This is a genomic window from Nocardioides sp. NBC_00163, from assembly GCF_045206295.1.
Classification (GTDB): domain Bacteria; phylum Actinomycetota; class Actinomycetes; order Propionibacteriales; family Nocardioidaceae; genus Nocardioides.
This window is the reverse complement of the sequence record NZ_CP108155.1, coordinates 5606965-5628800: the sequence shown is the minus strand read 5'-3', so window position 1 is coordinate 5628800 and position 21836 is coordinate 5606965. Positions and strand designations below refer to the sequence as shown.

At 69.9% G+C, this 21836-nt stretch carries 23 protein-coding genes; 10 read left to right on the top strand and 13 right to left on the bottom strand.

Going from position 1 to position 21836, the window contains the following annotated elements; genetic code table 11:
- Positions 1-16 precede the first annotated feature (16 nt).
- The gene (locus tag OG801_RS26925; RefSeq protein WP_355017002.1) at positions 17-577 is read left to right on the top strand and encodes a MarR family transcriptional regulator; all 561 of its coding nucleotides are present in this window, start codon (positions 17-19) and stop codon (positions 575-577) included.
- A gap of 15 nt (positions 578-592) precedes the next feature.
- Here OG801_RS26925 and OG801_RS26920 read toward each other — a convergent pair whose 3' ends face one another.
- Positions 593-1288: a type 1 glutamine amidotransferase domain-containing protein gene (locus OG801_RS26920; RefSeq protein ID WP_406032094.1), complete on the bottom strand. Its 696-nt coding sequence runs from the start codon at positions 1286-1288 to the stop codon at positions 593-595.
- Between the two features lie 94 nt (positions 1289-1382).
- Between OG801_RS26920 and OG801_RS26915 the strand changes: the two genes are divergently transcribed.
- Positions 1383-2276, top strand: a complete 894-nt coding sequence (locus OG801_RS26915) for a LysR family transcriptional regulator (RefSeq protein ID WP_406032093.1) — start codon at positions 1383-1385, stop codon at positions 2274-2276.
- Positions 2277-2300: 24 nt separating this feature from the next.
- Positions 2301-3119 carry a sulfurtransferase gene (locus OG801_RS26910; RefSeq protein WP_406032092.1) on the top strand — a complete coding sequence of 273 codons (819 nt, stop codon included), beginning with the start codon at positions 2301-2303 and terminating at the stop codon, positions 3117-3119.
- A 35-nt stretch (positions 3120-3154) separates the two neighbouring features.
- Here OG801_RS26910 and OG801_RS26905 read toward each other — a convergent pair whose 3' ends face one another.
- Positions 3155-4354 carry a PrsW family intramembrane metalloprotease gene (locus tag OG801_RS26905; RefSeq protein WP_355016998.1) on the bottom strand — a complete coding sequence of 400 codons (1200 nt, stop codon included), beginning with the start codon at positions 4352-4354 and terminating at the stop codon, positions 3155-3157.
- A complete protein-coding gene (locus OG801_RS26900; RefSeq protein WP_406032091.1) occupies positions 4351-4998 on the bottom strand; it encodes a hypothetical protein in 648 nt (215 codons plus the stop codon). The genes OG801_RS26905 and OG801_RS26900 overlap by 4 nt, the downstream gene beginning before the upstream one ends.
- Before the next feature lie 187 nt (positions 4999-5185).
- Between OG801_RS26900 and OG801_RS26895 the strand changes: the two genes are divergently transcribed.
- Positions 5186-6061 carry an NAD(P)-dependent oxidoreductase gene (locus tag OG801_RS26895; protein ID WP_406032090.1) on the top strand — a complete coding sequence of 292 codons (876 nt, stop codon included), beginning with the start codon at positions 5186-5188 and terminating at the stop codon, positions 6059-6061.
- Here the strand turns inward: OG801_RS26895 and OG801_RS26890 are convergent.
- Complete coding sequence (locus tag OG801_RS26890; RefSeq protein ID WP_406032089.1) at positions 6050-6466, bottom strand: VOC family protein; 417 nt, start codon at positions 6464-6466, stop codon at positions 6050-6052. The genes OG801_RS26895 and OG801_RS26890 overlap by 12 nt on opposite strands.
- A 49-nt stretch (positions 6467-6515) precedes the next feature.
- Positions 6516-7229 (bottom strand): TetR/AcrR family transcriptional regulator, encoded by a 714-nt coding sequence (locus OG801_RS26885; RefSeq protein ID WP_355016994.1) that lies wholly within the window; start codon positions 7227-7229, stop codon positions 6516-6518.
- 355 nt (positions 7230-7584) lie between these two features.
- On the opposite strand from OG801_RS26885, the gene OG801_RS26880 reads away from it, so the two are divergent.
- Both OG801_RS26880 and nhaA read left to right on the top strand, forming a co-directional pair.
- A complete protein-coding gene (locus tag OG801_RS26880; RefSeq protein ID WP_406032088.1) occupies positions 7585-8979 on the top strand; it encodes a hypothetical protein in 1395 nt (464 codons plus the stop codon).
- A 58-nt stretch (positions 8980-9037) separates the two neighbouring features.
- On the top strand, positions 9038-10921 hold the full coding sequence (nhaA, locus tag OG801_RS26875) for a Na+/H+ antiporter NhaA (RefSeq protein WP_355016992.1): 1884 nt from the start codon (positions 9038-9040) through the stop codon (positions 10919-10921).
- On the opposite strand, the gene OG801_RS26870 is transcribed toward nhaA, so the two are convergent.
- Together OG801_RS26870 and OG801_RS26865 are read right to left on the bottom strand one after the other, a co-directional pair.
- Positions 10854-12263: a hypothetical protein gene (locus tag OG801_RS26870; RefSeq protein ID WP_406032087.1), complete on the bottom strand. Its 1410-nt coding sequence runs from the start codon at positions 12261-12263 to the stop codon at positions 10854-10856. The genes nhaA and OG801_RS26870 overlap by 68 nt on opposite strands.
- 78 nt (positions 12264-12341) lie before the next feature.
- Positions 12342-12878: a DoxX family protein gene (locus tag OG801_RS26865; protein ID WP_406032086.1), complete on the bottom strand. Its 537-nt coding sequence runs from the start codon at positions 12876-12878 to the stop codon at positions 12342-12344.
- 91 nt (positions 12879-12969) lie between these two features.
- On the opposite strand from OG801_RS26865, the gene OG801_RS26860 reads away from it, so the two are divergent.
- Positions 12970-13836 carry a hypothetical protein gene (locus OG801_RS26860; protein ID WP_406032085.1) on the top strand — a complete coding sequence of 289 codons (867 nt, stop codon included), beginning with the start codon at positions 12970-12972 and terminating at the stop codon, positions 13834-13836.
- A gap of 3 nt (positions 13837-13839) precedes the next feature.
- On the opposite strand, the gene OG801_RS26855 is transcribed toward OG801_RS26860, so the two are convergent.
- Together OG801_RS26855 and OG801_RS26850 are read right to left on the bottom strand one after the other, a co-directional pair.
- Positions 13840-14091 (bottom strand): hypothetical protein, encoded by a 252-nt coding sequence (locus OG801_RS26855; protein ID WP_406032084.1) that lies wholly within the window; start codon positions 14089-14091, stop codon positions 13840-13842.
- On the bottom strand, positions 14088-14756 hold the full coding sequence (locus OG801_RS26850; RefSeq protein WP_406032083.1) for a TetR/AcrR family transcriptional regulator: 669 nt from the start codon (positions 14754-14756) through the stop codon (positions 14088-14090). The genes OG801_RS26855 and OG801_RS26850 overlap by 4 nt, the downstream gene beginning before the upstream one ends.
- A 139-nt stretch (positions 14757-14895) precedes the next feature.
- Between OG801_RS26850 and OG801_RS26845 the strand changes: the two genes are divergently transcribed.
- The 3 genes from OG801_RS26845 to OG801_RS26835 are packed head-to-tail and all read left to right on the top strand — an operon-like array spanning position 14896 to position 18372.
- Positions 14896-15678 (top strand): SDR family NAD(P)-dependent oxidoreductase, encoded by a 783-nt coding sequence (locus OG801_RS26845; protein ID WP_406032082.1) that lies wholly within the window; start codon positions 14896-14898, stop codon positions 15676-15678.
- Positions 15679-15680: 2 nt separating this feature from the next.
- On the top strand, positions 15681-16814 hold the full coding sequence (locus tag OG801_RS26840; protein ID WP_406032081.1) for a DUF5938 domain-containing protein: 1134 nt from the start codon (positions 15681-15683) through the stop codon (positions 16812-16814).
- 10 nt (positions 16815-16824) lie between these two features.
- Positions 16825-18372, top strand: a complete 1548-nt coding sequence (locus OG801_RS26835) for an acyl-CoA synthetase (protein ID WP_406032080.1) — start codon at positions 16825-16827, stop codon at positions 18370-18372.
- A gap of 5 nt (positions 18373-18377) precedes the next feature.
- On the opposite strand, the gene OG801_RS26830 is transcribed toward OG801_RS26835, so the two are convergent.
- The 4 genes from OG801_RS26830 to OG801_RS26815 are packed head-to-tail and all read right to left on the bottom strand — an operon-like array spanning position 18378 to position 21736.
- Positions 18378-18884, bottom strand: a complete 507-nt coding sequence (locus tag OG801_RS26830) for a pyridoxamine 5'-phosphate oxidase family protein (RefSeq protein WP_406032079.1) — start codon at positions 18882-18884, stop codon at positions 18378-18380.
- A 52-nt stretch (positions 18885-18936) separates the two neighbouring features.
- Entirely contained in the window at positions 18937-19326 is a 390-nt protein-coding gene (locus OG801_RS26825) for an acyl-CoA thioesterase (RefSeq protein WP_406032078.1), read from the bottom strand.
- Complete coding sequence (gene fahA / locus OG801_RS26820) at positions 19323-20525, bottom strand: fumarylacetoacetase (RefSeq protein WP_406032077.1); 1203 nt, start codon at positions 20523-20525, stop codon at positions 19323-19325. Before fahA ends, OG801_RS26825 begins: the two co-directional genes overlap by 4 nt.
- Positions 20522-21736, bottom strand: a complete 1215-nt coding sequence (locus OG801_RS26815; protein WP_406032076.1) for a homogentisate 1,2-dioxygenase — start codon at positions 21734-21736, stop codon at positions 20522-20524. The genes fahA and OG801_RS26815 overlap by 4 nt, the downstream gene beginning before the upstream one ends.
- Positions 21737-21836: the final 100 nt, after the last annotated feature.

Genomic DNA, 21836 nt, shown 5'->3' with positions numbered 1-21836 from the left:
CTCGTACACTGCGACCATGACCGACACCGGATCCGGCGCCGACCAGCCCTCGGGGAGCGATGACGCGGTCGACGCGATCGTCTCCCAGTGGGCGCACGAGCGTCCCGACCTCGACCCCTCACCCATCGCGCTGTTCGGGCGGGTGCACCGGATCTACCTGCGTTACCAGTCGGTCCTGACCCAGGTCTTCGGCCGCCACGACCTCAACTCGGCCTCGTTCGACGTCCTTGCCGCACTGCGCCGAGCAGGCGCGCCCTACCGCAAGGCCGGCCGCGATCTCGCGAGCGGCTCACTGCTCTCCTCGGCAGGTGTGACCTTCCGGCTCGACCGCCTCGAGGCAGCGGGGCTCATCACCCGCCAGCGCGACGCCGAGGATCGCCGCGTCGTCTACTCCCAGCTCACCGACCGGGGCCTCGAGGTGATCAACCGCGCGATCGAGGACCACCTGCACGCCGAGAACGCGCTGCTCCACCACCTAACCAAGGAGGAGCGCGCCGAGCTCGCCCGTCTGCTCAGCAAGCTCGAGCGCTCCATCGTGGAGGCCGACTTCGACACCGACGGCGAAGTCGCCTCCTAGCCCTGGCCAACTGGTTCAGGCGAGCCGCTCCAGGAGCGCCTTCGCGGTCGAGACGCTGGACTGCGGGTTCTGTCCGGTGATCAGGGTGCCGTCGACGATCACGGTGTCACTCCAGGGCTCGCCGGTCTCGACGATGCCGCCGGCCGTACGCATCCGCTGCTCGACGGAGAACGGGATGCTGTCGCCGTACCCGCCCTGCTGCTCCTCGGTGTCGGTGAAACCGGTCATCCGGCGGCCGCGGAAGAGCCAGCCGCCCTCGCCGGTGGCGGCGAGCAGGCCGGCGACACCGTGGCAGAGCGCGACGACCGGTCGGCCGGCGGAGTCGGTGGCGGTCAGGAGCGCGGCGAGCGAGGGGTCCTCGACCAGGTCCGTCATCGGGGCATGGCCGCCGGGGATGTAGACGGCGTCGTACGCGGCCGGGTCGATGTCGGCGAGATCGAACGGGTGGGCGAGTTCCTTCTCGAGGGTCTCGAGGTAGGCGCGGAACCGCTCGGCGTCCGCGGGCTGAACGCCGCCCTGCTCGCTGAGCGAGAGCGCGTCGACCGTCGGCGTCGTGCCGGCCGGGGTGGCGATGTCGATCTCGACGCCGGCTCCGGCGAGCGTCTCGTGGGAGGCGGCGACCTCCTCGGCCCAGTAGCCGGTCGGGTGCTCGGTGCCGTCGGCGAGGACGAGGGTGTCGGCCGCCGAGACGACCATCAGTACGCGTGTCATGAAGTTCTTCCTTCTTGTTCGGTTCGGTGATGACGTAACGACGACCGTCGCCCACTTCACTCCCAGGACACCCGATGAGGCCATAATGATTTCTATGACCTCGCTCGATCTCTGGGAAGCGTTCGCGCACGCCTACCGGGAGCGGTCGATCAGCGGCGCGGCCCGTCGCCTCGACCTCTCCCAGCCCGCGGTGACCGCGCGGATCCGCAAGCTCGAGGACGACCTCGGCGCGACCCTGTTCGAGCGCTCCCGCACCGGTCTGGTGCCGACCGGGCGGGCCGACGCGCTCGCCGCGCGGATCACGCCGCTGGTCGACCAGCTTCGCGGCGCCGTCGGCACCGAGCCCTCGATCGGCCCCGCGAGCATCCGGATCGGCGGTGCCGCCGACGTGATGACCACCCGGATCGTGCCCGCCCTCGCCCCGCTCGTACGCGACGGCCTCGACGTCTCGGTGACCACCGGCCTCGCGCAGGACCTCCTCGACGACCTGGCCGACGAGGGCCTCGACCTCGTCGTCTCCTCCGTACGCCCGGCCGACGAGCACCTTCGGTCGGCCGTGCTGGTCGACGAGGAGTTCCTCCTGGTCGCGGCGCCGGCGGTCGCCGCACAGGTCGATCCCGCCGAGCTGGCACACGACCCGGTGCGCGCGCTCGCGGCCCTGCCACTGGCGGCCTACTCCCCCGACCTGCCGATCATCCGGCGCTACTGGCTCACCGAGTTCGACGAACGCCCCACCAACCGCACCGCGCTCGTCCTGCCTGACCTGCGCGGCATCCTGCGCGCCGTCGTCGCCGGCATCGGCGCCTCGGTGCTCCCCCGCTACCTCGTCGACGGAGCCCTCGCCGACGGCACCGTCGTACGCCTCCACGAGCCCAGACTCGGGCCGCTCAACACCCTCTGGCTCGTCACCGGCGCCAGCGCGCCGCCGGCCGTCGGCCACGTCTGCCGACACCTGAGCGCCGAAGCCGCCGGATGGGCCAGCACCTGACCGCTTTCCTGAAAGACTTCACCCGTGAACGTACTCATCGACGCCGACGAGCTCGCGACCGCGCTCGCGTCCGACCAGCCCCCGGTCCTCCTCGACGTACGCTGGCAGCTCGGCGGCCCGCCCGGACACGAGTCCTACCTCGAGGGCCACATCCCCGGCGCCGTCTACGTCGACCTCGACACCGAGCTGGCCCGCCACGGCGAGCCCGCCGACGGCCGCCACCCGCTGCCCGAGCTCGCGGACCTGCAGGCAGCCGCTCACCGGTGGGGCATCTCCGCAGGTGACACCGTGGTCGCGTACGACGCCGTCGGGAACACCTCCGCCGCTCGCGCCTGGTGGCTGCTGCGCTGGGCGGGGATCGCCGACGTACGCCTCCTCGACGGCGCCCTCGGCGCCTGGACCTCCACCGGGCACCCGTTGGCCACCGACGACGTCGTGCCCGCGCCCGGCACGGTGACGCTCACCCCGGGCCACCTGCCCCTGCTGTCTTTCGAGCAGGTCGAGGCGTACCAGGGCCTTCTGCTCGACGCCCGCGCTGCCGAGCGCTACCGCGGCGAGGTCGAGCCCGTCGACCCGAAGGCCGGCCACATCCCCGGCGCGGTCTCCGCGCCGACCGCCGACAACCTCGGACCTGACGGCCGGTTCCTGCCCGTCGAGGAGCTGCGGGCGCGGTTCGCCGCGCTCGGTGTCGAGGCCGGCGCCCCCGTGACCACCTACTGCGGCTCCGGTGTCACCGCCGCCCACCAGATCGCTGCCCTGGCGATCGCCGGCTACGACGCCGCGCTCTACCCCGGCTCGTGGAGCCAGTGGAGCAACCACGACCTCCCGGTCGCGACCGGCTGATCACAGCGACTCTCGATTCAGGTCATGGCTCGCGCTCAGGATTCTCTGGAACGCAGCCTGAGGACCTCGGCGCGGGCGAACTCGACCCGATCGTCGCTGTCGCCTCCCGACCGTCCGAGCTCATGGGCCAGGTCGAAGACCGCCTCGAGCACCTGGCCGTTGCGGCGGCGCCGACCCAGCCCATGGCCACTCGTGCGGTAGCGCCGGCGTGCCTTGCCATCACCGGCCGCGGCGTCGGCCTCAGCCTGGGTCAGCACGCCGCGGGCCACCTCCGGAGTCAGGATCGGATGGAGGCTGGCCCTCTCCCCGGAGACGGCCAGGCGGAAGACCTGGATCACGATGGCGATCCCGATCAACGGCAGGCCGGCCATCAGCACCACCTGCGCGACGGCCGCAGCAGTGCCGCTGAACAGGCTGGCGACGATCGCCGCCTGTCCGTCCCAGGTGCCGTGCAGCACCATCGCCAGCAGGATCAGCCCGATCCCCCGACCCAGACGGCGCGGCTGCTCAGGCAGACCGAGCGCGTAGATCAGCCCCGTACAGAAGATCGCGCTGAACAAGATGTGCGAGCCGATCCCGGACGCCATCCGTACGGCGAAGGTCGACAGCGATGCCTCGATCTGGTTGGCGCCGAACTGGGTCGGTGCGGACTGGGACACGTAGAGGACGTCCTCGAGGATCTGGAATCCCAGGCCGAGGAAGGCGCCGGCCACGAAGCCGTCGTAGGCCGTGCGCATCACGCCGGGAGCCAGCGCGACGAGCAGGACGATGCCCACCCCCTTCCCCCACTCCTCGGTGAACGGCGCGGCCAGAGCTGGCCCCCAGTCCATGGCGAAGGGCTGCCCGAAGAGCTTCGCGTAGATGCCGAGCAGCGCGTCGTTGGCCGGCAGCGCGATCGCGAAGGTCGCGGCGAACCCGCCCCACAGGAAGGCCATCACCCGCAGGAGCGCGGGATGGGATGCGTAGCGGTCGATGTGCTGGGTGAACCACCAGAACACCGCCCCGTAGATCGCGAAGACGACGAGCGCGAGCCCGATCGCGGGCGCGTAGTAACGGGCGGCGATCGTCGACTGCAGGTTGTACCAACCACCCCACACCACGAAGACACCCCAGACCCAGAAGGCGAGGTTGCGTGGTTGGAAGAAGCGGACACGAGCACCCCAACCGTACGCAGCGATGGCGGCACTGCGCTCCTGGTCGAGGGCGACGAGATCGACGGACGATGAGGTGCTCACGCGCTCTCCTCCTCGAACTCGACGCTGAGGATCATCGCCGAGACCTGCACGGCGACATCCTGGTCGGTGTCGGCCGGACCGGTCGAGGTGACCTCGACTCCCGTGCCGTCGTGGAGGTACGCCGCCAGCACACCGTCCGTGCCGACGCCGCCGTAGCGCGCGAGCAGGCCGTCCTCGCCGTCGCCGCTGCGGATGCCGTGCGGCGCGCCGGTGATGTGAAACCCGCCGCCGGTGGCGTCGGTCGTCTTCTTCAGCTGCCTCATCAGCCCGGGTAGGTCGCCGTCGAAGGCCCCGACGGTGACCGTGAAGGAGACCTCCTCCGAAGTCAGGACCGTCGTCCGAGGCAGCGAGCCGCTCACCGGCTCGTCACCCTCCACGATGCCGGACTCGATGCTCCACCCCGGCGCGGCGGCGAACGACACCCCCGACGACAGCAGCATCCGGTCGCCCGCCGCCGTCACCTCGTCGTACGACAACGCGGCATTGATCGCGGGGAGGCCGAAGTGCGCGACCAGCACGAACGCCAGGACGGCAAGGGCCGGGCGCAGGCTCAGCCGATCGAACCCCCACCAGCGACGATCTGCCGGAACCCATCCAGGTGGCGCCGCCGGAGGGCTCGTCGCTTCAGCGGATGCAGGCGCCATTCGGAGATCCTGTCGGCTCGATTTCACACGGTTTGTGTCAATTTCGAACGGCTTGTCGAAACCCGAGCTCATCGTAGGCGAAGCGCGCTGCGCCGAGGCGCAGGTTCGATGAAGTCGTACTCCCTTGACCTCAAGTCGGCTTCATCTTCGAGCATGGAGGCACACCGATAAGAGATGGAGCTGGACCATGACGGAACGCAACGACCGACCCTCCGTGACCGTGATCGGGATGGGCAACATGGGATCTGCGGTCGCCCGGGCATACCTCGAACGCGGCTACCGGACCACGGTCTGGAACAGGACGGCCGACAAGGCCGAGGCGCTCGCCGACGCGGGAGCCGTCGTCGCGTCCACCGCCGCGAAGGCGGTGGCGGCCAGCCCACTGACGATCCTCAGCCTGCTGGACAACACCGCGGTCGAGGACGTCCTGGCGTCGGTCGGACAGGCAGCGGTCGGCCACACCCTGGTCAGCCTGACCAGCGGCTCCCCCGCTCAGGCGCGGGCCAACGAGACATGGGCGGCCGAGCACGGCGCGGCGTACGTCGACGGGAAGATCATGGGAGACCCGCCCGATGTCGGCACACCCAAGGTGTCCCTGGCCTTCAGCGGGGACCGCGACGCCTTCGAGACCGCCGAGCCGGCGCTGCGGGAGCTCGGCACAGTCCTCTACCACGGACCCGACGCCGGGTTCGCGGCCGTGGAGTTCAACGCCCAGGTCGCGATGGGCTACGAGTTCCTGATGGGCTTCCTGCACACCCTCAACCTGGTCGAGAGGGAGGGCATGAACCTGGAGGCTTTCACCGAGCGGCTCGCCGGGTCGCTGAACGGTTACGCCGGCCTGCTGCAGATGATGACGGGCGCGATCAAGAGCGGGACGTACGGCCCCGACCTCGGCTCGCTCGACGTCCAGGCAGCACTCATGGACGACCTGATCGGGCACCGGGAGTCGACCGGCGTCGAGGCCGTACGGATGCGGGAGGTGAAGTCGCTGATGGACGGCCGGATCGCCCAGGGCCACGGCGACCAGGGGTTCTCCAGCATGTATGAGCTACTACGTCCCTGAGACCTGCGCCTCCTGCGTGGCGACCTCCGCCTCGGAACGCAGCACGCAGAACTGGTTGCCCTCGGGATCGGCGAAGTGCACCCAGCCGGTCCCGGGGCCGTACTTGCCACGATGGTCGGCGATCTGGGTCGCGCCGAGCTCGAGGAGCCGCTCGACCTCCTCGTCGCGGGTGCCGGTGCGCGGGCGCAGGTCGAGGTGGATCCGCTTGGCGGGAAGCTCCTGGTCGGGCACTTCGATGAACAGCAGCTGGTGGCCGGACTCCGGGTCGAGGATCATGCACTCCTCGTGACCGGGCAGGTTCGGGTCGCCTTCCACGTCGACGTAGCCGAGCAGAGCCTTCCACCACTCCGAGAGCGCGTACGCGTCGTGGCAGTCGATGGTGGTGTGCGAGACGAAGAGGGTCATGCCCACATCGAAACGTACGCGCGCACCCGAGTCCACCGGGTTATGCGCCTCAGGCGGGCTCGGCGACCTTCTCGTCGATGAACTGCGGGAGCAGCTCGATGGCGATGGGCGCCGCGGCGTCGATCTTCTCCTGCGGCACGTCGCAGATCCGCAGGCAGGTGGCGGCGATCGCCCAAGCCTCGCGGCACGGGATCCGACGGTTCGGGTCCTCGGTGCGCATGTTGATCACGCCCTCGACCTGCTGGATGAGCAGGTCACCCAGCTGCTTGCGGCTGACCGTCGAGCGCACCGTCTTGGAGGCGATCTCGCCGGCCAGGTGTGCATAGTGGCCGGCCAGCTCCGCGTGCTCGTTGCGGAACTCGTCGTAGACCTCGCACTTGGCCACGTCGGGGAGCTGGTAGAGCATGCCGACGTTGTGCGGAACGTCGGCGAGGGTGCGTACGTCGACGAGGACCAGCAGGTAGAGCGCGGTCTCGTAGTCGAGCGGCGGCACACGGTCGAGGATCTTCTCGACCTTGTCCGTGGTCGGTCGAACCGACCGGCGGAGCAGCTCGCCGAGGATCTCGTCCTTCCCCGCGAAGTGGTAGTAGAGGGATGCCTGACGGATCCCGACCATGTCGGCGATCTCGCGGGTAGACGTCGCCGCGAAACCCTGGGAGACGAACAGCCGCGAAGCGGCATCCAGGATCTGGTCGCGCGGTGAGGTCGTACCTGAATCGGGAACATGCCTAGGGCGGCCGGGCCGAGAACGCCTAGTTGTCATGTTGCCCATCTAACTCCCATCCAGACTTTCAAGGAAGACTTGAAAGGACTTTATCCTCTACAAAATATGAGTCGTAGGACCTATTGGACATAGCTCGATCGGGCTATGTCCACGATGTGCGTGTTTGCGTCTGTCATCACCCGGACGCATACGCCGTAAGCCCCCATGTACGGCTGAGCACCGGGTCGCGCCACTTGGTTCGGCACTGCCATCCGGTTGTTACCCGCCGTCAGAGGGGCTAACGACGATGTGGGTGACAGGTCACGCATCTGTTGGACATTCGTGTAACGCCTGTGGCGACCGCCACATGATCTTCGACCGACCCGCTCGACTTACTCGTGCTTAGATCCTCCCCATGATTTGCCGGAGCGCGCCCGCCACCGTCCTTCTGGCCCTCGTCTTCCTCATCGCCGGCCCGGCAGTCGGCCCAGCGGCCGGCGCAGCCATGCCACCGAACCCGTACGCCGGTCCGGACGGCACCTGGAACATGCACGGCGACGCCGGGGCGTCCGACACGACTCCGTTCGAGGGACCGGGAGCCGCCCCCTTCCCCGCACAGGCGGTGCCGCTGCCCGCGGTGTGCCCGACGATCCTCAGCGGTGCCGACGGCATGGTGCAGGCGCTGTGCACCGAGTACATCGACCGGGCGCCCAGCCTCTACCTCCTCGACCCCACCACGCTGCTCCCGGTCGCCCGCCGCCACCTCTCGGCCGGCTCGCTACTCGGCGGCGTCTACGCCTACGTCGACAACGAGTCGCGACTCGTCACCGTGGACGGATCCGGCTCCCTGCTCTGGCTGGCGCACTCCCGGTCCGGCCTCCGCTGGTCGATCGACGTGGAGCGCGAGGTGCCAGTGAACCTGCCGGAGGGCGACGCGGTCACCACCGTCGGACCGGGCTATGACGCCAACGTCTGGTTCGCGACCGCCCAGGGCCGCGCCGGGTACGTCACCCCCGACGGCGACGTCGTCATCGCGAGCCTCGGCGCCGGCGACGAGAAGGTCGCCAACTCCATCTCCAGCGCCCCCAGCGGGATCGCGGTGACGACCGACCACGCGACGTACCTCCTGCGTGCCGACGGCGACGGCGACGCCGTGCGGACCGTCTGGCGGCAGCCCTATGACCGCGGAGAGGCCCGCAAGCCTGGACAGCTCAGCCACGGCAGCGGGTCGACGCCGACGTTCTTCGGCAAACGCACGGGGGCAGAGTTCGTGGTCATCACCGACAACGCCGCCCCGCGCGAGAACCTCCTCGTCTATCGGGCGCACGACGGACGGGAGGTCTGCCGGCTCCCGATCCTCACCGACGAGAGCAGCGGTACCGAGAACTCCCCCGTGGCCTGGGGGAACTCGGTCTACATCGCCAGCACCTACGGCTATCCCTACCCCGCGCAGGCGACCGAGGACGCGGGCGAGTCCGTACCGGCGAAGGCCGACTTCGCCGGCGGCATGGAGCGCATCGACGTCGACGAGCGCTCCGGCGCCTGTGAGTCGGTCTGGCGCAACGAGGTGCCCTCGGCCGCGGTCCCCCGGCTCTCCCGCGGCGAGAACGTCCTCTACACCGTCACCCGCCGCGGCAGCGGGCTGACCTGGCGCCTGGCCAGGATCGACCCGGCCGACGGCCAGATCCTCTCCGAGACCTTCCTCGGTCTCGGGCCTCTGGCCAACACGCTGCAGATGGTCGGCACGATCCTCCCCGACGGCACCCTGCTCCAAGGCACGCTCGCCGGCCTGGTCGCCGTGCGGCGCTGAGGCGACTCTCACGCGGACAGCGACAGATCACGGCTCGGACCCGGCCTAGGATCATTCCGTGGGGAAACAGCAGACACAGTGCCGCCGTGACGAGGACCTGACCGGGCAGCTCGGCACCAGGCTGCGGCACTTCATGCATCTGGAGTCGACGAGCGCCACGCTGCTGGTGATCGCCTCGCTGCTGGCGCTGGCCTGGGCCAACTCGCCGTGGTCCCACGGCTACGAGCACCTGTGGGAGACGGTGTTCTCGGTCCGGTTCGGCGACGTCGGCCTCTCGATGGACCTGCACCACTGGGTCAACGACGGCCTGATGGTGGTCTTCTTCTTCGTCGTCGGTCTGGAGGTACGCCGCGAGCTCGCCGTCGGCGAGCTCACCGACCGCCGCCGCATGGTGGTCCCGCTGATCGCCGGTGCGGGCGGCCTGCTGCTGCCGGCGATGATCTACCTACTGCTGAACCCCTCCGGTGAGGCGGCGCGCGGGTGGGGCATCGTGATCGGCACCGACACCGCGTTCCTGCTCGGGATGCTGGCGCTGGTCGGGCCTGCGGTCTCGACCCAGCTGCGCATCTTCCTGCTCACGCTGACCGTCATCGACGACATCGTCGCGGTCAGCGTGATCGGGGTCGCCTACACCGAGAATCTCGAGGTCGGTCCGCTGGTCGTGGCCGGGCTGGCCCTGATCGGGATCTTCGTGCTCGACCGGGTGAAGGTGTGGCGGGCCGGGCCCTACGTACTCCTCGTCCTGATCGCCTGGGTGGCCACGCTCGGCGCGGGGCTGCATGCCTCGATCGCGGGGATGCTGGCCGGCCTCTTGGTGCCGGCCGCGGAGCCGACCCGGGCCCAGATGGAGGTCGCGACCTCCCGGTTCCGGGCGTTCCGGCAGTCCCCGCTGCCCACCCTGCAGCGCGAGACCCGCGACGAGCTGACCCGCACGATCTCGGTCAACGAGCGCCTCCAGGAGACGCTGCACGTGCCGACGAGCTATCTCATCGTGCCGGTCTTCGCGCTCGCCAACGCGGGCGTCGACCTGCGCAACGGCGTGCTCGGGGAGGCGCTGCGCTCGCCGGTGACATGGGGGGTCGTGGCCGGCCTGGTCCTGGGCAAGACCCTCGGGATCGGCGGCGGCGCGCTCGTCGCCACGCGGCTGCGGCTCGGAAGGCTGCCCCAGGGCGTCGGTGGCGGCCATGTTCTCGGCGGCGCGGCGCTGTCGGGGATCGGCTTCACCGTCGCGCTGCTGATCACCACTCTCGCCTTCGACTCCGAGACGCTGCAGCGCGACGCGATCGTCGGCGTACTCATCTCCGTGGTGCTCGCCTCCGCGCTCGGCTGGGTGATCTTCCAGGTCGCCGCACGCTTCCTCGGGCAGCGGGACGCGGCCCTGCCGAAGCTGCTCTCTCCCCCGGTCGACCCGGAGCGCGACCACGTCTATGGCGCCGAGGACGCCGAGGTCACCCTGGTCGAGTACCTCGACTACGAGTGCCCCTTCTGCGCCCGTGCCACCGGCACCGCGAACGAGGTCCGGGACTACTTCGGGCCCCGGATCCGCTACGTCGTACGCCACCTGCCTCTCACCCAGCACCCGCATGCCGAGCTGGCCGCCGTCGCCGCCGAGGCGGCCGCCCGGCAGGGCAAGTTCTGGGAGATGCACAAGCACCTCTTCGAGCATCAGAACGAGCTCGAGCACCAGGACCTGGCGGGCTACGCCGGTGTGCTCGGGCTCGACGTCGAGCAGTTCCTCCGCGACCTCGAGGATCCGGCGCTGGCCGAGCACGTCCGCGAGGACATGGCCTCGGCCAACGCCAGCGGCGCCCGCGGCACCCCGACGTTCTTCGTCGGGTCACACCGCCACGAGGGCCGCTACGACGCCCGCACCCTCATCGCCGCGCTCGAGCGCTCTGCCACCGGGGAGACCGCTCGGCTCGGGATCCGATCGCGCCGTTAGCCGAGACCCGGCCGCGCAGCGCCAGCCACGTCGCGAGCAGCACGATGACGAGCATGACGACGTTGTGCGCGTACTTCGGCCCCGGCGCGACGTCGCCGATGAGGGGGAAGTAGGTGAAGGCCAGCAACCCCCGCTCGAGCAGGAAGGCCGCACCGACCGCCGCCGAGTGCCGGACGGTCCATGCTCGCGTCCTGGCGGCAAGCAGGACCAGGACCCCGATTGTCGCCGTCGCGGTCATCGCGGCGACCACGCCCAGCCACGTCGCAGGCATCAGATCAGGTACGAACGCGAGAACGAACGCGACGCCGAGAACCAACCAGACCGAGACCCCACGTGCCCCGGCGTGGTCCCCTTGGCGGCGCCGTCCGACGATGACGGCCAAGAGCACCAGAGCGCCGACCACCGCGGCCGTGCCGAGCAGCTGGCCCTGGCTCCCCGACCGTGACTCCGGGTCGCTCACGATCAGCGCGGCGGCGACGGCGTACGCGATCGCGGCGAAGGTGATGCCGATCGGCCCGAGCCACGGCTTCCGGGCCCGAGCGGGCACCCACGCCTCGGCCAGCGCGACAGGCGCGGCGAAGCTGAAGATCACGTGGCCGACGATGAACGAGTAGGCGTTGTAGCCGCTGAGCCCGATGGCTGGGATGAGAGTCGGCTCGCGGTTCTCCTCCCATCCCTCGTAGCCGCCGTAGTCGGCGCTGAACAGCGACTGGTCGATGAGACCGGCCTGTGCCGTACCCAGCGCCGCGAAGACCAGCAGCAGGCTCGGCCAGCCCCAGCCGAGGCGACGCGCCAGCTCCCGGCCCAGCAGCGCCGGCGCGCCGTAGAGCGCGCCGAAGAAGACCAGTGAGAAGGCGATCCCTCCCGGGTCGCCGGTGCTGTCCGAGTACGCCGCCAACAGCTCGGCCCCGATCCCGCACAGCACCAGCAGGCCCGCGATCTGGAGCACCTTGCTCCGGTCGCGGCGAGGACGTTCACCGGCTGCCCCCTCCGGCGACCGACGCGCCGCCAGCCGCCGGACCAAGGCGTACGCCGCAGCAGCCAGCCCCGCCATCTGGACCCATCGCGCCACGGCAACCGGCAGCCCGCGGTCGCCGATCAGGTCCGGTCCGAGGCCGGAGCCGATCGAGGCGACCGTCACCACGCTGACTGCGACCAGCCCGAGGACGGCACCGAAAGCGCCGCGCCACCACCAGGTCACGGCCGCACCGACCAACAGGATCGGCACTCCCGGCGGGATCCGGAGCCCACCGTCCGCGGCCGCCGGGCCGACGACACCGAGCCCGAGCAGGCCGAGCATCGCGACCAGAAGTCCGGCGGGGGCCAACCATGGGAAGCGCATGGATCCAGGCTAGGAACCTGCCGGCCGGGCCACATCGACCTTCTGTCGGTGCGGCCCGCGACTTTGGTCGCGCCGGGCTCAGACCTCCGTGGTCGACTCCTCCTCGGCCTCCGCGGGAGCTTCGTCCCGCTGCGGGCGCCAGAACGCGGCGAGGAGCAGGGCGGTGCCGAGGACACCGGCGCCGAGCGCGACCGCGCCGCCGATCCAGCCGTCGTAGACGATGTCGAGGGCCGCGTCGAGCGAGATCGTCCCGGGTCCGGTGACCCCGAGCACGACCGCGACGACGGCCAGGATCATGACGTACTCCCAGCCGTCCTTGAAGATGAAGAACCCGTTGGGGCGGTGCGCGAGCAGCGCCGCGACGAGCATCACCGCGACGACGCCGGCCGCTGCCAGCGGCGTGATCAGGCCCAGGATCAACAGCACGCCGGCACCGATCTCGGTCACCACGCTGGCCCACGCCTGCAGGGTGCCGTGGCGCAGGCCGAGGCTCTCGAACCAGCCCGCCGTGCCGGCTATCTTGCCGCCTCCGCGCCAGTGGTTGACGCCGTGGGCGATCATCGTGCCACCCACCGCGAGCCGGAGAAGCATCAGAGCCAGGTCGACGGGGTCCATCACAGAAGTCCTCGGTGTTGTGGGGTTGGAGTGGCCCAGCCTAGGAGGAGACCGGGCACCAGACGCGCAGCGACGCCGTAGGCTCACCCGAATGCTGCTGCTCGGAGTCGTTCTCGCCCTGGGCTCGGCGATCGCCCACGCTGCTTGGAACACGGCCTCGAAGACGATCGCGCCGGCAGGGCGGCCGGCGCTGTGGGCGGTGGCGATCGTGGAGAGCTGCCTGGTCGTCACGGTCACCGCGGTGGTGATGATCGTGCGCGGGCACGGGATCGCGGTGTCGTGGGAGCTCCTCCTGCTCTCACTCGGCAGCACCGCGATGCACGCGTTGACCATGGGCCTGGTCCAGGTCGCCTACCAGGACTTCGACGTCAGCCAGATCTATCCGCTCTCCCGCGGTCTGGCCCCGGTCGTGGTGGCGCTCACCGGCATGGTGGTGCTCGGGCAGTGGCTGAGCTGGGCTCAGTGGGTTGGCGTACTCCTGATGGCGGCGGCGGTCGGGGCGCTGCTGTTCGAGACCGTCCGCACCCGGGGTTCGCTGCAGGCGAAGCCGCTGCTGTGGTCGGCCTGCATCGCCGTATCGATCGCCGGCTACACGACCTACGACGGCTGGGTGGTCGTCGAGCGCGGCCTCGACCCGATCGCGTACTACGCCGTCGGCACGGTCATCCAGGTCGTGCTGTGGAGCGTCATCGTGCACGGGAAGTACGCCGAGGGGCTGCGCCAGGCCAGGATCCACGCGCGGACCGTGGCCGTGCTCGCGGTGCTGATCCCCACCTCGTACGTCCTCAGCCTCTACGCCACCCTGCACGCCCCGGTCTCGCTGGTGGCCGCGGTGCGCAGCTCGAGCCTGATCTGGGTCGCGCTCGCGGCGGCCCTGGTGCTCCGTGAGCCGATCGGGCGGGTACGCATCGCCGCGACCGTCCTCGCCGCGGCCGCCGTGGTCGCGATGGTCGTGTGAGGCTCAGGAACGGAGCCTGGGCCGGGCGATGATGACGTAGAGGAGTGCCCCGAGCCAGCCGAGGAAGATAATGAGCAGGACGTAGAGGATCTTGCTCTGGTCGGCCGCGGCCCACACGCTGTCCGGTGTCCGGAGAGCCTGCACCAGCATCACCAGCCACCACACGGTGAGTGCGAGCCAGACCAGCAGCAGCACGATGCCACCGATCAGGGAAGCCCACTCGGCTCCGGTGGGCAGACCGATCATCGGTGTCATGGCAGCTCGCCCGCCATGTGGCTGGTGGTGATGTCGGAACGCTGCGCCAGCAGCATCGGCATCAGCCCGACGACCTGGTTGCGCAGGTCGTCCAGGGCGCCGTCGCGACCGTTGAGGTAGCCCAGGAGCGCCTGCTGGAAGACGCCGTCGAACATCCCGTAGGCGACCGGCGACGCGATCGCGGGCTCGGTGCCGGCGAGCGCGGCGTAGCGGTTCACGACCCGGGCGATCATGTCCTCCAGGCTCTGGTCGATCTGGGTGACCGCCTCGCGGAGGCTCTCCTCGAACATGGACTGCGAGCGCAGGTCGTACCAGAGCCGGTGCATCGGCGCTTCCTCGACGATCGTCTCGACGAGCTTGTCGCCGAACCGGAGGACGAGGTCATCGGGAGAGGTCGCCTCGGCGACGACACCGTCGTAGCGGTGGACGCAGGTCTGCTTGTAGTAGCGCACGCAGTAGACGATCAGCTCGAGCTTGTCGTTGAAGTAGTAGTGCACGACGCCGTGGCTGAACTCGGAGTTGTTGGCGATCTCCCGCAGGCTGGCGCGGGCGTAGCCCAGCTCCCCCAGCGTGCGCAGCGCCGACTCGGCGAGCGCCTTGCGGCGTTCGTCGTGCTTGTCGGCAGGCGTGCGGCGGGGCGACTTGGGTGCGGCGACCTGGGTCATGGGCGGAAACGATACCCCCTCCCGTGCGTCGTTCGATGCCATCCGGACCATTTTCTGGTCAATCGTCAAGAGAAATCTTGACACTCGTCAAGAATCGCGATTGTCTGTGAGCCCGATCACAGCGACGAAGGAGTCACAGATGACCGATCTGAGTGGACGTACAGCACTCGTCACCGGCGGTGCCCAAGGCTTGGGCGAGGGAATGGCCCGAGCGCTCGCGGCGGCCGGCGCCAAGGTGGCCGTCGCTGACCTGAAGGACGATCAGGGCGCCAAGGTGGCCGAGTCCATCGGCGGCACATTCGTGCACCTCGACGTCACCGACGACGCCTCCTGGGAGGCGGGCGCGGCCGCCGCGGTCGACGCACTCGGCGGGCTCGACATCCTGATCAACAACGCCGGTGTCGAGATCACCAGCCTGGTCACCGAGCTCGACCCGAACGACGTGAAGAAGATGCTCGAGGTCAACGTGCTCGGCACCGCCCTCGGCCTCAAGCACGGGCTTCGTACGATGCGGCCCGACGGCGCCGCCGGCAACGGCGGCGTGATCGTCAACGTCGCCTCGGTCGCGGCCACCATCGCCTTCCCCGGCATCTCGGTCTACTCGGCCACCAAGAGCGCCGTCGACCGGCTGACCCGCGTGGCGGCGATGGAGAGCGGCAAGCTCGGCTACGGCGTACGCGTCAACTGCATCTACCCCGGACTGGTCCCGACCGAGATGGGTGCCGGGCTCGCCAACGACGTCGCCCAGCTCGGTCTCTTCGAGTCGCCGGAGGCGGCCGTCGGCGGCGTCGTCGAGCTGACCCCGTCGGGACGCCTCGGCACCGTCGAGGACATGGCCAACGCGGTCGTCTTCCTGGCCTCCGACCAGGCAGCCTTCGTCAACGGAGTCGGCCTCGCGGTCGACGGCGGAATGGGGATGTGAACATGAGCCAGAACAAGCCTGTCGTCGTCTACGGCGCCTCCGGCTACACCGGCCGGCTGGTGTGCGAATACCTGCGCGAGCTCGGTGTGCCGTTCGTGGCCGCCGGCCGCTCCAAGGACAAGCTGGTCGCCTCGATGGCGGCCAACGTGCCCGGCATCGAGACCGCCGACTACGAGATCGCCGAGGTCGAGCACTCCGTCGAGGCGCTCACCGAGCTGCTCACCGGCGCACGCGTCGTCCTCAACACCGTCGGCCCGTTCTCGCAGTACGGTCCGGAGGTCGTCCAGGCCGCGCTGGCCGCCGGGGTCCACTACACCGACACCACCGGCGAGCAGGACTGGCTGATCACCTGCGACGAGACGTACAGCGAGGGCTTCGCCGACAAGGGCCTGCTGCTCGCGCCTGGCATCGCGCAGATGTACACCACCGGCGAGATCGCGGCCGAGATCTGCCTCGAGCAGCCCGGCCTCGACACCCTCGACATCGCGGTCTTCTGGGGCGGCTCCCCCACGATCGCCTCGACCCGTACGATCCTCGTGAACGCGGCGACCTCGAAGGCTCACTACCTCGAGCAGAACGCGTACGTCGAGTTCGACCCCACCGCCGGGCTGGTCCCGCTGGTGGTGCCGGGCCAGCACGAGCTGGCGCTCTCGCTGCCGTGGGGCGGCACCTCGCACCCGGTCTGGTACCGCCGCGACCCGAAGGTGGCCAGCTGCAAGGCCCAGGGTGGCGTCTTCAACGCCGCGCTGATGAACGGGGTGCCGCAGATCGTGGCGGCTGCGCTGGAGGCGACCAAGGACATGGACGCCGAGCAGCGCGACGAGGCGCTGACCGCCACGGCGGCCCAGGTGATGAACCAGATGCCGCCGCGCGAGAACCCGCGGCTGAACAAGTCGCTCGACTCGGTCCACGCCTCCGGCCCACTGGGGCGCGCGCACTGCGTCATCCACGGCAACCAGAACTACAAGCAGACCGGGCTGCTGCAGGCGTACGTCGCCTACTCGCTGCTGCAGCAGCCGCCTCGCCGGGTGGGCTTCGCCTCGGGCTGCCAGGCGTTCGGCCACCGCGAGCTCCTCGGCCAGCTGCAGGCCTTCGGGCTGGTCTCGGAGCCGGTCGTGACCCGGCAGCGCGGCTGAGGGCGGCCCGATGCGGCTCGTCGACTATCTGGACAAGGGTGCCTCGCTCGGAGGCGACGCGCCCTGTCTCGTCTGCGGCGAGGAGACCTGGTCGTACGCCGAGGTCGTCGATCTCTCGGTGCGCGTCGCCGCGGGCCTGCGGGCCCGCGGCGTCGCCCCGGGCGCGAAGGTCGCCATCCTCTCGGCCAACGACCCGGTCGCCTTCGCCTCCGTCTTCGGGATCAGTCGTGCAGGGGGTGTCTGGTGCCCCATCAACCCGCGCAGCGAGGCGGCGGAGAACCGAGAGCTCCTCGACCTCTTCGGCTGCTCGGCGCTGATCTTCCAGTCGGCCTTCGCCGGCCTGGTCGACCAGATCCGCGGAGAGCTGCCGGAGCTGACCACCCTGGTCTGTCTCGACGCGACCTATGACTGGGCGATCGGCTGGGACGACTTCCTCGGCTCCGCCGACGAGGTGTTCGAGCCGGCTGATGACATCGACGACCTCGCGATGGTCGTCGGCACCGGCGGGACCACCGGGCGACCCAAGGGCGTCATGCTCACCGGGGCCAACCTGGAGACGATGTCGGCCATCACCCTGATGGCCTACCCGTGGCCGGGGGCGCCTGAGCGTCCGACCTATCTCGCGCTCGCGCCGCTCACCCATGCCGCCGGGGTGCTGTGCTTCCCGGTGCTGTGCCTGGGCGGCAAGATCGTGGTGATGCGTACGCCGGACGTGGGGGCGTTCCTCGAGCACATCGAGCACCACCACGTCACCCACACGTTCCTGCCGCCGACGCTGATCTACCTGGTGCTGGACCACCCTGCGCTGAAGTCGACCGATCTCGACTCGCTGCGCTGCTTCTGGTACGGCGCGGCGCCGATGTCGGCGACCCGTCTGGAGGAGGCGTTGAGCCGGATCGGTCCGGTGATGGCGCAGCTGTTCGGGCAGACCGAGGCGCCGATGATGATCGCGACCATGGCGCCTGCCGACCACTTCCACGAGGACGGCACCGTCGCCACCGAGCGCCTCTCCTCGGCCGGTCGTCCGGCACCGCTGGTGACGGTGTCGATCATGGGCGAGCGCGGCGCGCTGCTCGGCTCCGGTGAGCGTGGCGAGATCGTCGTACGCAGCTCCCTGGTCATGCGCGGCTACCTCGACAACCCCGAGGCGACCGCCGAAGCGAGCGCGCACGGCTGGCACCACACCGGCGACATCGGGTTCCTCGACGAGGACGGGTTCCTGCACATCGTCGACCGCGCCAAGGACATGGTGATCACCGGCGGGTTCAACGTCTACTCCACCGAGGTCGAGCAGGCGCTGATGACTCACCCCGCCGTCGCCGACTGCGCCGTGATCGGCCTTCCCGACGAGAAATGGGGCGAGCGTGTCACCGCCGTCATCCTGCCCCGGCCCGGCGCCGAGGTCGACGTCGCCGAGCTCAAGGCCTACGTCAAGGAGCGGATCGGCGCGGTCAAGACCCCCAAGCAGATCGAGGTCTGGCCGGACCTGCCGCGATCCAAGGTCGGCAAGGTGCTCAAGACCGAGATCAAGAAGAGCCTTGTTCGTGGCGCCGAGTAAGGCACTCAGCCCGGGAACGAGGCGGGTTCCGCGGCGTACGCCACCATCCAGCTCGGCTCGATGGTGGCGTAGACGACACCCGGTCCCTCCCAGGTCTGCGGGTCCGAGCCGTAGAACTTGGTGAAGTAGGCGTTGTGGTCCTCGAACTCCGGCCCCTCGGAGACCACGTGCGCGCTGCCATGGGTGAAGACGCCGATGCGCTCCCCGTCGACGTGGGTCGCGCTGACGGCGGGGCGGGCGAGCATGTGCTTGGCCTTGATGGCGGTGGGAGAGGTCCCGAACAGCCAGCGACCGTGCACGAAGTGGCCGTCGACGCAGCTCGTCCGCGGCTCACCGCGGGCGGTCACGGTGGCCAGCACCAGCACCTTCATGCCCGTCAGCTCGGTGACGAGCTGACGGGCGTTCAGGCGCTGCTGGTCGTTGACGATGCCGGTCAGATGGCCGCTCGCGCGGCCGATCGAGGCGTCCAGGAGGCGTTGCAGGTCGGCGATCTCTTCGTCTGTCTCGAGCACACGACGAGTCTCACACCGACGGCTCCGGATTCGCTTGACCGTTCTTGCGCGACTATTCGATCGCGGCGACGATCTCCGGCGGGATGGCGGTCGACCCCGAGCCGTCGGCGGCGACGACCACGTAGACGACCGACACGGCGCAGGTGACGTCCTCGCCCCGGCGGAACTCGAACTCGAGCGTGAAGCTCTTGGTGCCGATCCGAGTGGTGCGCACCGGCACCTGGACGCGGTCACCGAAGCCGATGCCGGCCTTCCAGTCCAGGTCGGCGTGGGCGAGGTGGGCGTCGACCCCCAGCTCCTGCCAGCGGGAGTAGGGCACCCCGCGGGCGTCGATGAAGTGGTTCATCGCCTCGTCGACGTAGCCGAGGTACCAACTGTTGAACATCACCCCTTGCATGTCGACCTCGAAGTAGCGGGGCGAGAACTCGTAGACCGACGTCATGCACGCTCCTTCGCGGGCAGGATCCGCCCGCTGACCTCGCCGAGCGCGATCCGGCCGCCGCCCGGCGCGGGCGCGGTGGCGGTGATGGTCACCTCGTCGCCGTCCTCCAGGAACGTACGCATCGACCCGTCGTCCAGCTTGAACGGCTCGGCCCCCGACCAGCTGAGCTCGAGCAGCGAGCCGCGCTGGCCCGGCTCGGGGCCGCTGATCGTGCCGCTGGCGAACAGGTCGCCGACGCGCAGCGAGGCGCCGTTGGCGGTCATGTGCGCGAGCATCTGCGGCGCGGTCCAGTACATGGTGGCGAACGGAGGCTCGGAGACCAGCGAACCGTTGAGCCGGACCTCGAGGGCGAGGTCGAGGGCCCAGGGCTCCAGCGCCGAGTCGTCCAGGTAGCCGGTCAGCGGAACGTCGCGTTCCGGCGGCCGGACCCGGGCCGCCTCGAGTGCGGCGAGCGGGAGGACCCACGGCGAGATCGATGTGGCGAACGACTTGCCGAGGAACGGGCCCAGCGGGACGTACTCCCAGGCCTGGATGTCGCGCGCCGACCAGTCGTTGAGGAGCGTGATCCCGAAGATGTGGTCGGCGGCCTCGGCGAGCGGGACCGGGTGGGCCATCTCGGAGCCGACGCCGACCACGAACCCGAGCTCGGCCTCGATGTCGAGCCGGATCGAGGGGCCGTCGACGATCCCGTCGGGCGTCTTCCGCAGCCCGGTCGGCCGGACGACGTCGGTGCCGGAGACGACCACCGTGCCGGAGCGGCCGTGGTAGCCGATCGGCAGGTGCTTCCAGTTGGGCGTCAGCGGCTCGGAGTCGGGACGGAACATCTTCCCGACGTTGGACGCGTGGTGCTCGGAGGCGTAGAAGTCGACGTAGTCGGCCACCGTGAACGGCAGCAGCAGGTCGGTGTCCTCGATCGGCACCAGGTGCGGCCTGACCTCGGCCTCGCAGGCGGGGTCGCTGAGCAGCCGGGTCACCTCCGCGCGCACCTGCGCCCACACCTCCGGGCCCGAGGCGAGCAGCCCGTCGAGGCCACCCTCGCAGTGCCCGGCCAGGCCCTCGGCCGCCGCGGCGACGTCGAGCACCAGGTCACCGATCCGTACCCCGAGTCGCGGGGTGGAGTCCGCGGAGGTGCGGAAGGTGGCGTACGGAAGAGCCTCGAGGCCGAACTGACTGTTGTTGATGTCCAGCCACGATGTCACTGGCGGCCTCCCGCCCAGGTCCAGGCGTACTTGCCGTCGTCGACCGTGGCGCCGGCCTCACCGACCTCCAGGGGCCGGAAGGTGTCGACCATGACCGCGAGCTCGTCGAAGAACTCCGCGCCGAGGCTGCGCTCCATCGCGCCCGGCTGCGGCCCGTGGGCGTGGCCTCCGGGGTGGAGGGTGATCGAGCCGATGCCGATGCCGGAGCCCTTGCGGGCCTCGTAGTCGCCACCGACGTAGAACATGACCTCGTCGGAGTCGACGTTGGAGTGGTAATAGGGCACCGGCACTGCGAGCTCGTGGTAGTCGACCTTGCGGGGCACGAAGTTGCAGATCACGAAGTTGTTGCCCTCGAAGACCTGGTGCGCGGGCGGCGGCTGGTGGACCTTGCCGGTGATCGGCATGTAGTCGGCGATGTTGAAGACGTACGGATAGAGGCAGCCGTCCCAGCCGACCACGTCGAACGGGTGGTGCGGGAGGACGTGGACCGAGCCGGCGATGCCGCCGGCGCCCGGGCCGCGGTGCTTGATAAAGACCTCAATTCCTTGGGCCTCCGCCTCGGTCGCGTCCACGGTCTGCGGTTCGGTCGGGAGCCGGAGGTCCCGCTCGCAGTACGGGGCGTGCTCGAGGAACTGGCCGAACCGGGAGAGGTAGCGCTTCGGCGGGGCGATGTGGGAGTTCGCCTCGATCGCGTAGACCCGCAGCGGAGCGTCGCCGACCGGCACCCAGCGGTGGGTGGTGGCACGCGGGATCACCACGTAGTCACCCTCCCCCACCATCAGGTCGCCGAAGACCGTCTCGACGACGCCGGTCCCGGACTCGACGTAGACACACTCGTCGCCGATCGCGTTGCGGTAGAGCGGCGAGGTCTCCCCCGCCACCGCATAGTGAAGACGTACGTCGCCGTTGCCAAGCACCAGCCGGCGCCCGGTCACCGCGTCGTGACGCTTCCACTCGTCACCAGGGAAGAGGTCGTGAAGCCCGAGGTGCATCGGGCGCAGCGGATGGTTGGGGGTGGTGCTGTGGTCGGGCAGCTCCCAGATGCGTACGTCCTTCACCGCCGAGGGGATGTGGCGGTGGTAGAGCAGGGAGGAGTCCGAGGAGAACCCCTCCTCGCCCATGAGCTCTTCGTAGTAGAGATTCCCTTCTCCGTCGCGGTGTTGGGTGTGCCGCTTGGGCGGGATGTGCCCGCGCTGTTGGTAATGCGCCATACCCCGGATCGTACGTGACCTGGACCACAGTGATCACGGGGGCCGAACGTCCTGAATTCGCCCCAGGTACCTCCCGGGGCATGCCTCCCTCCCCTAGGCT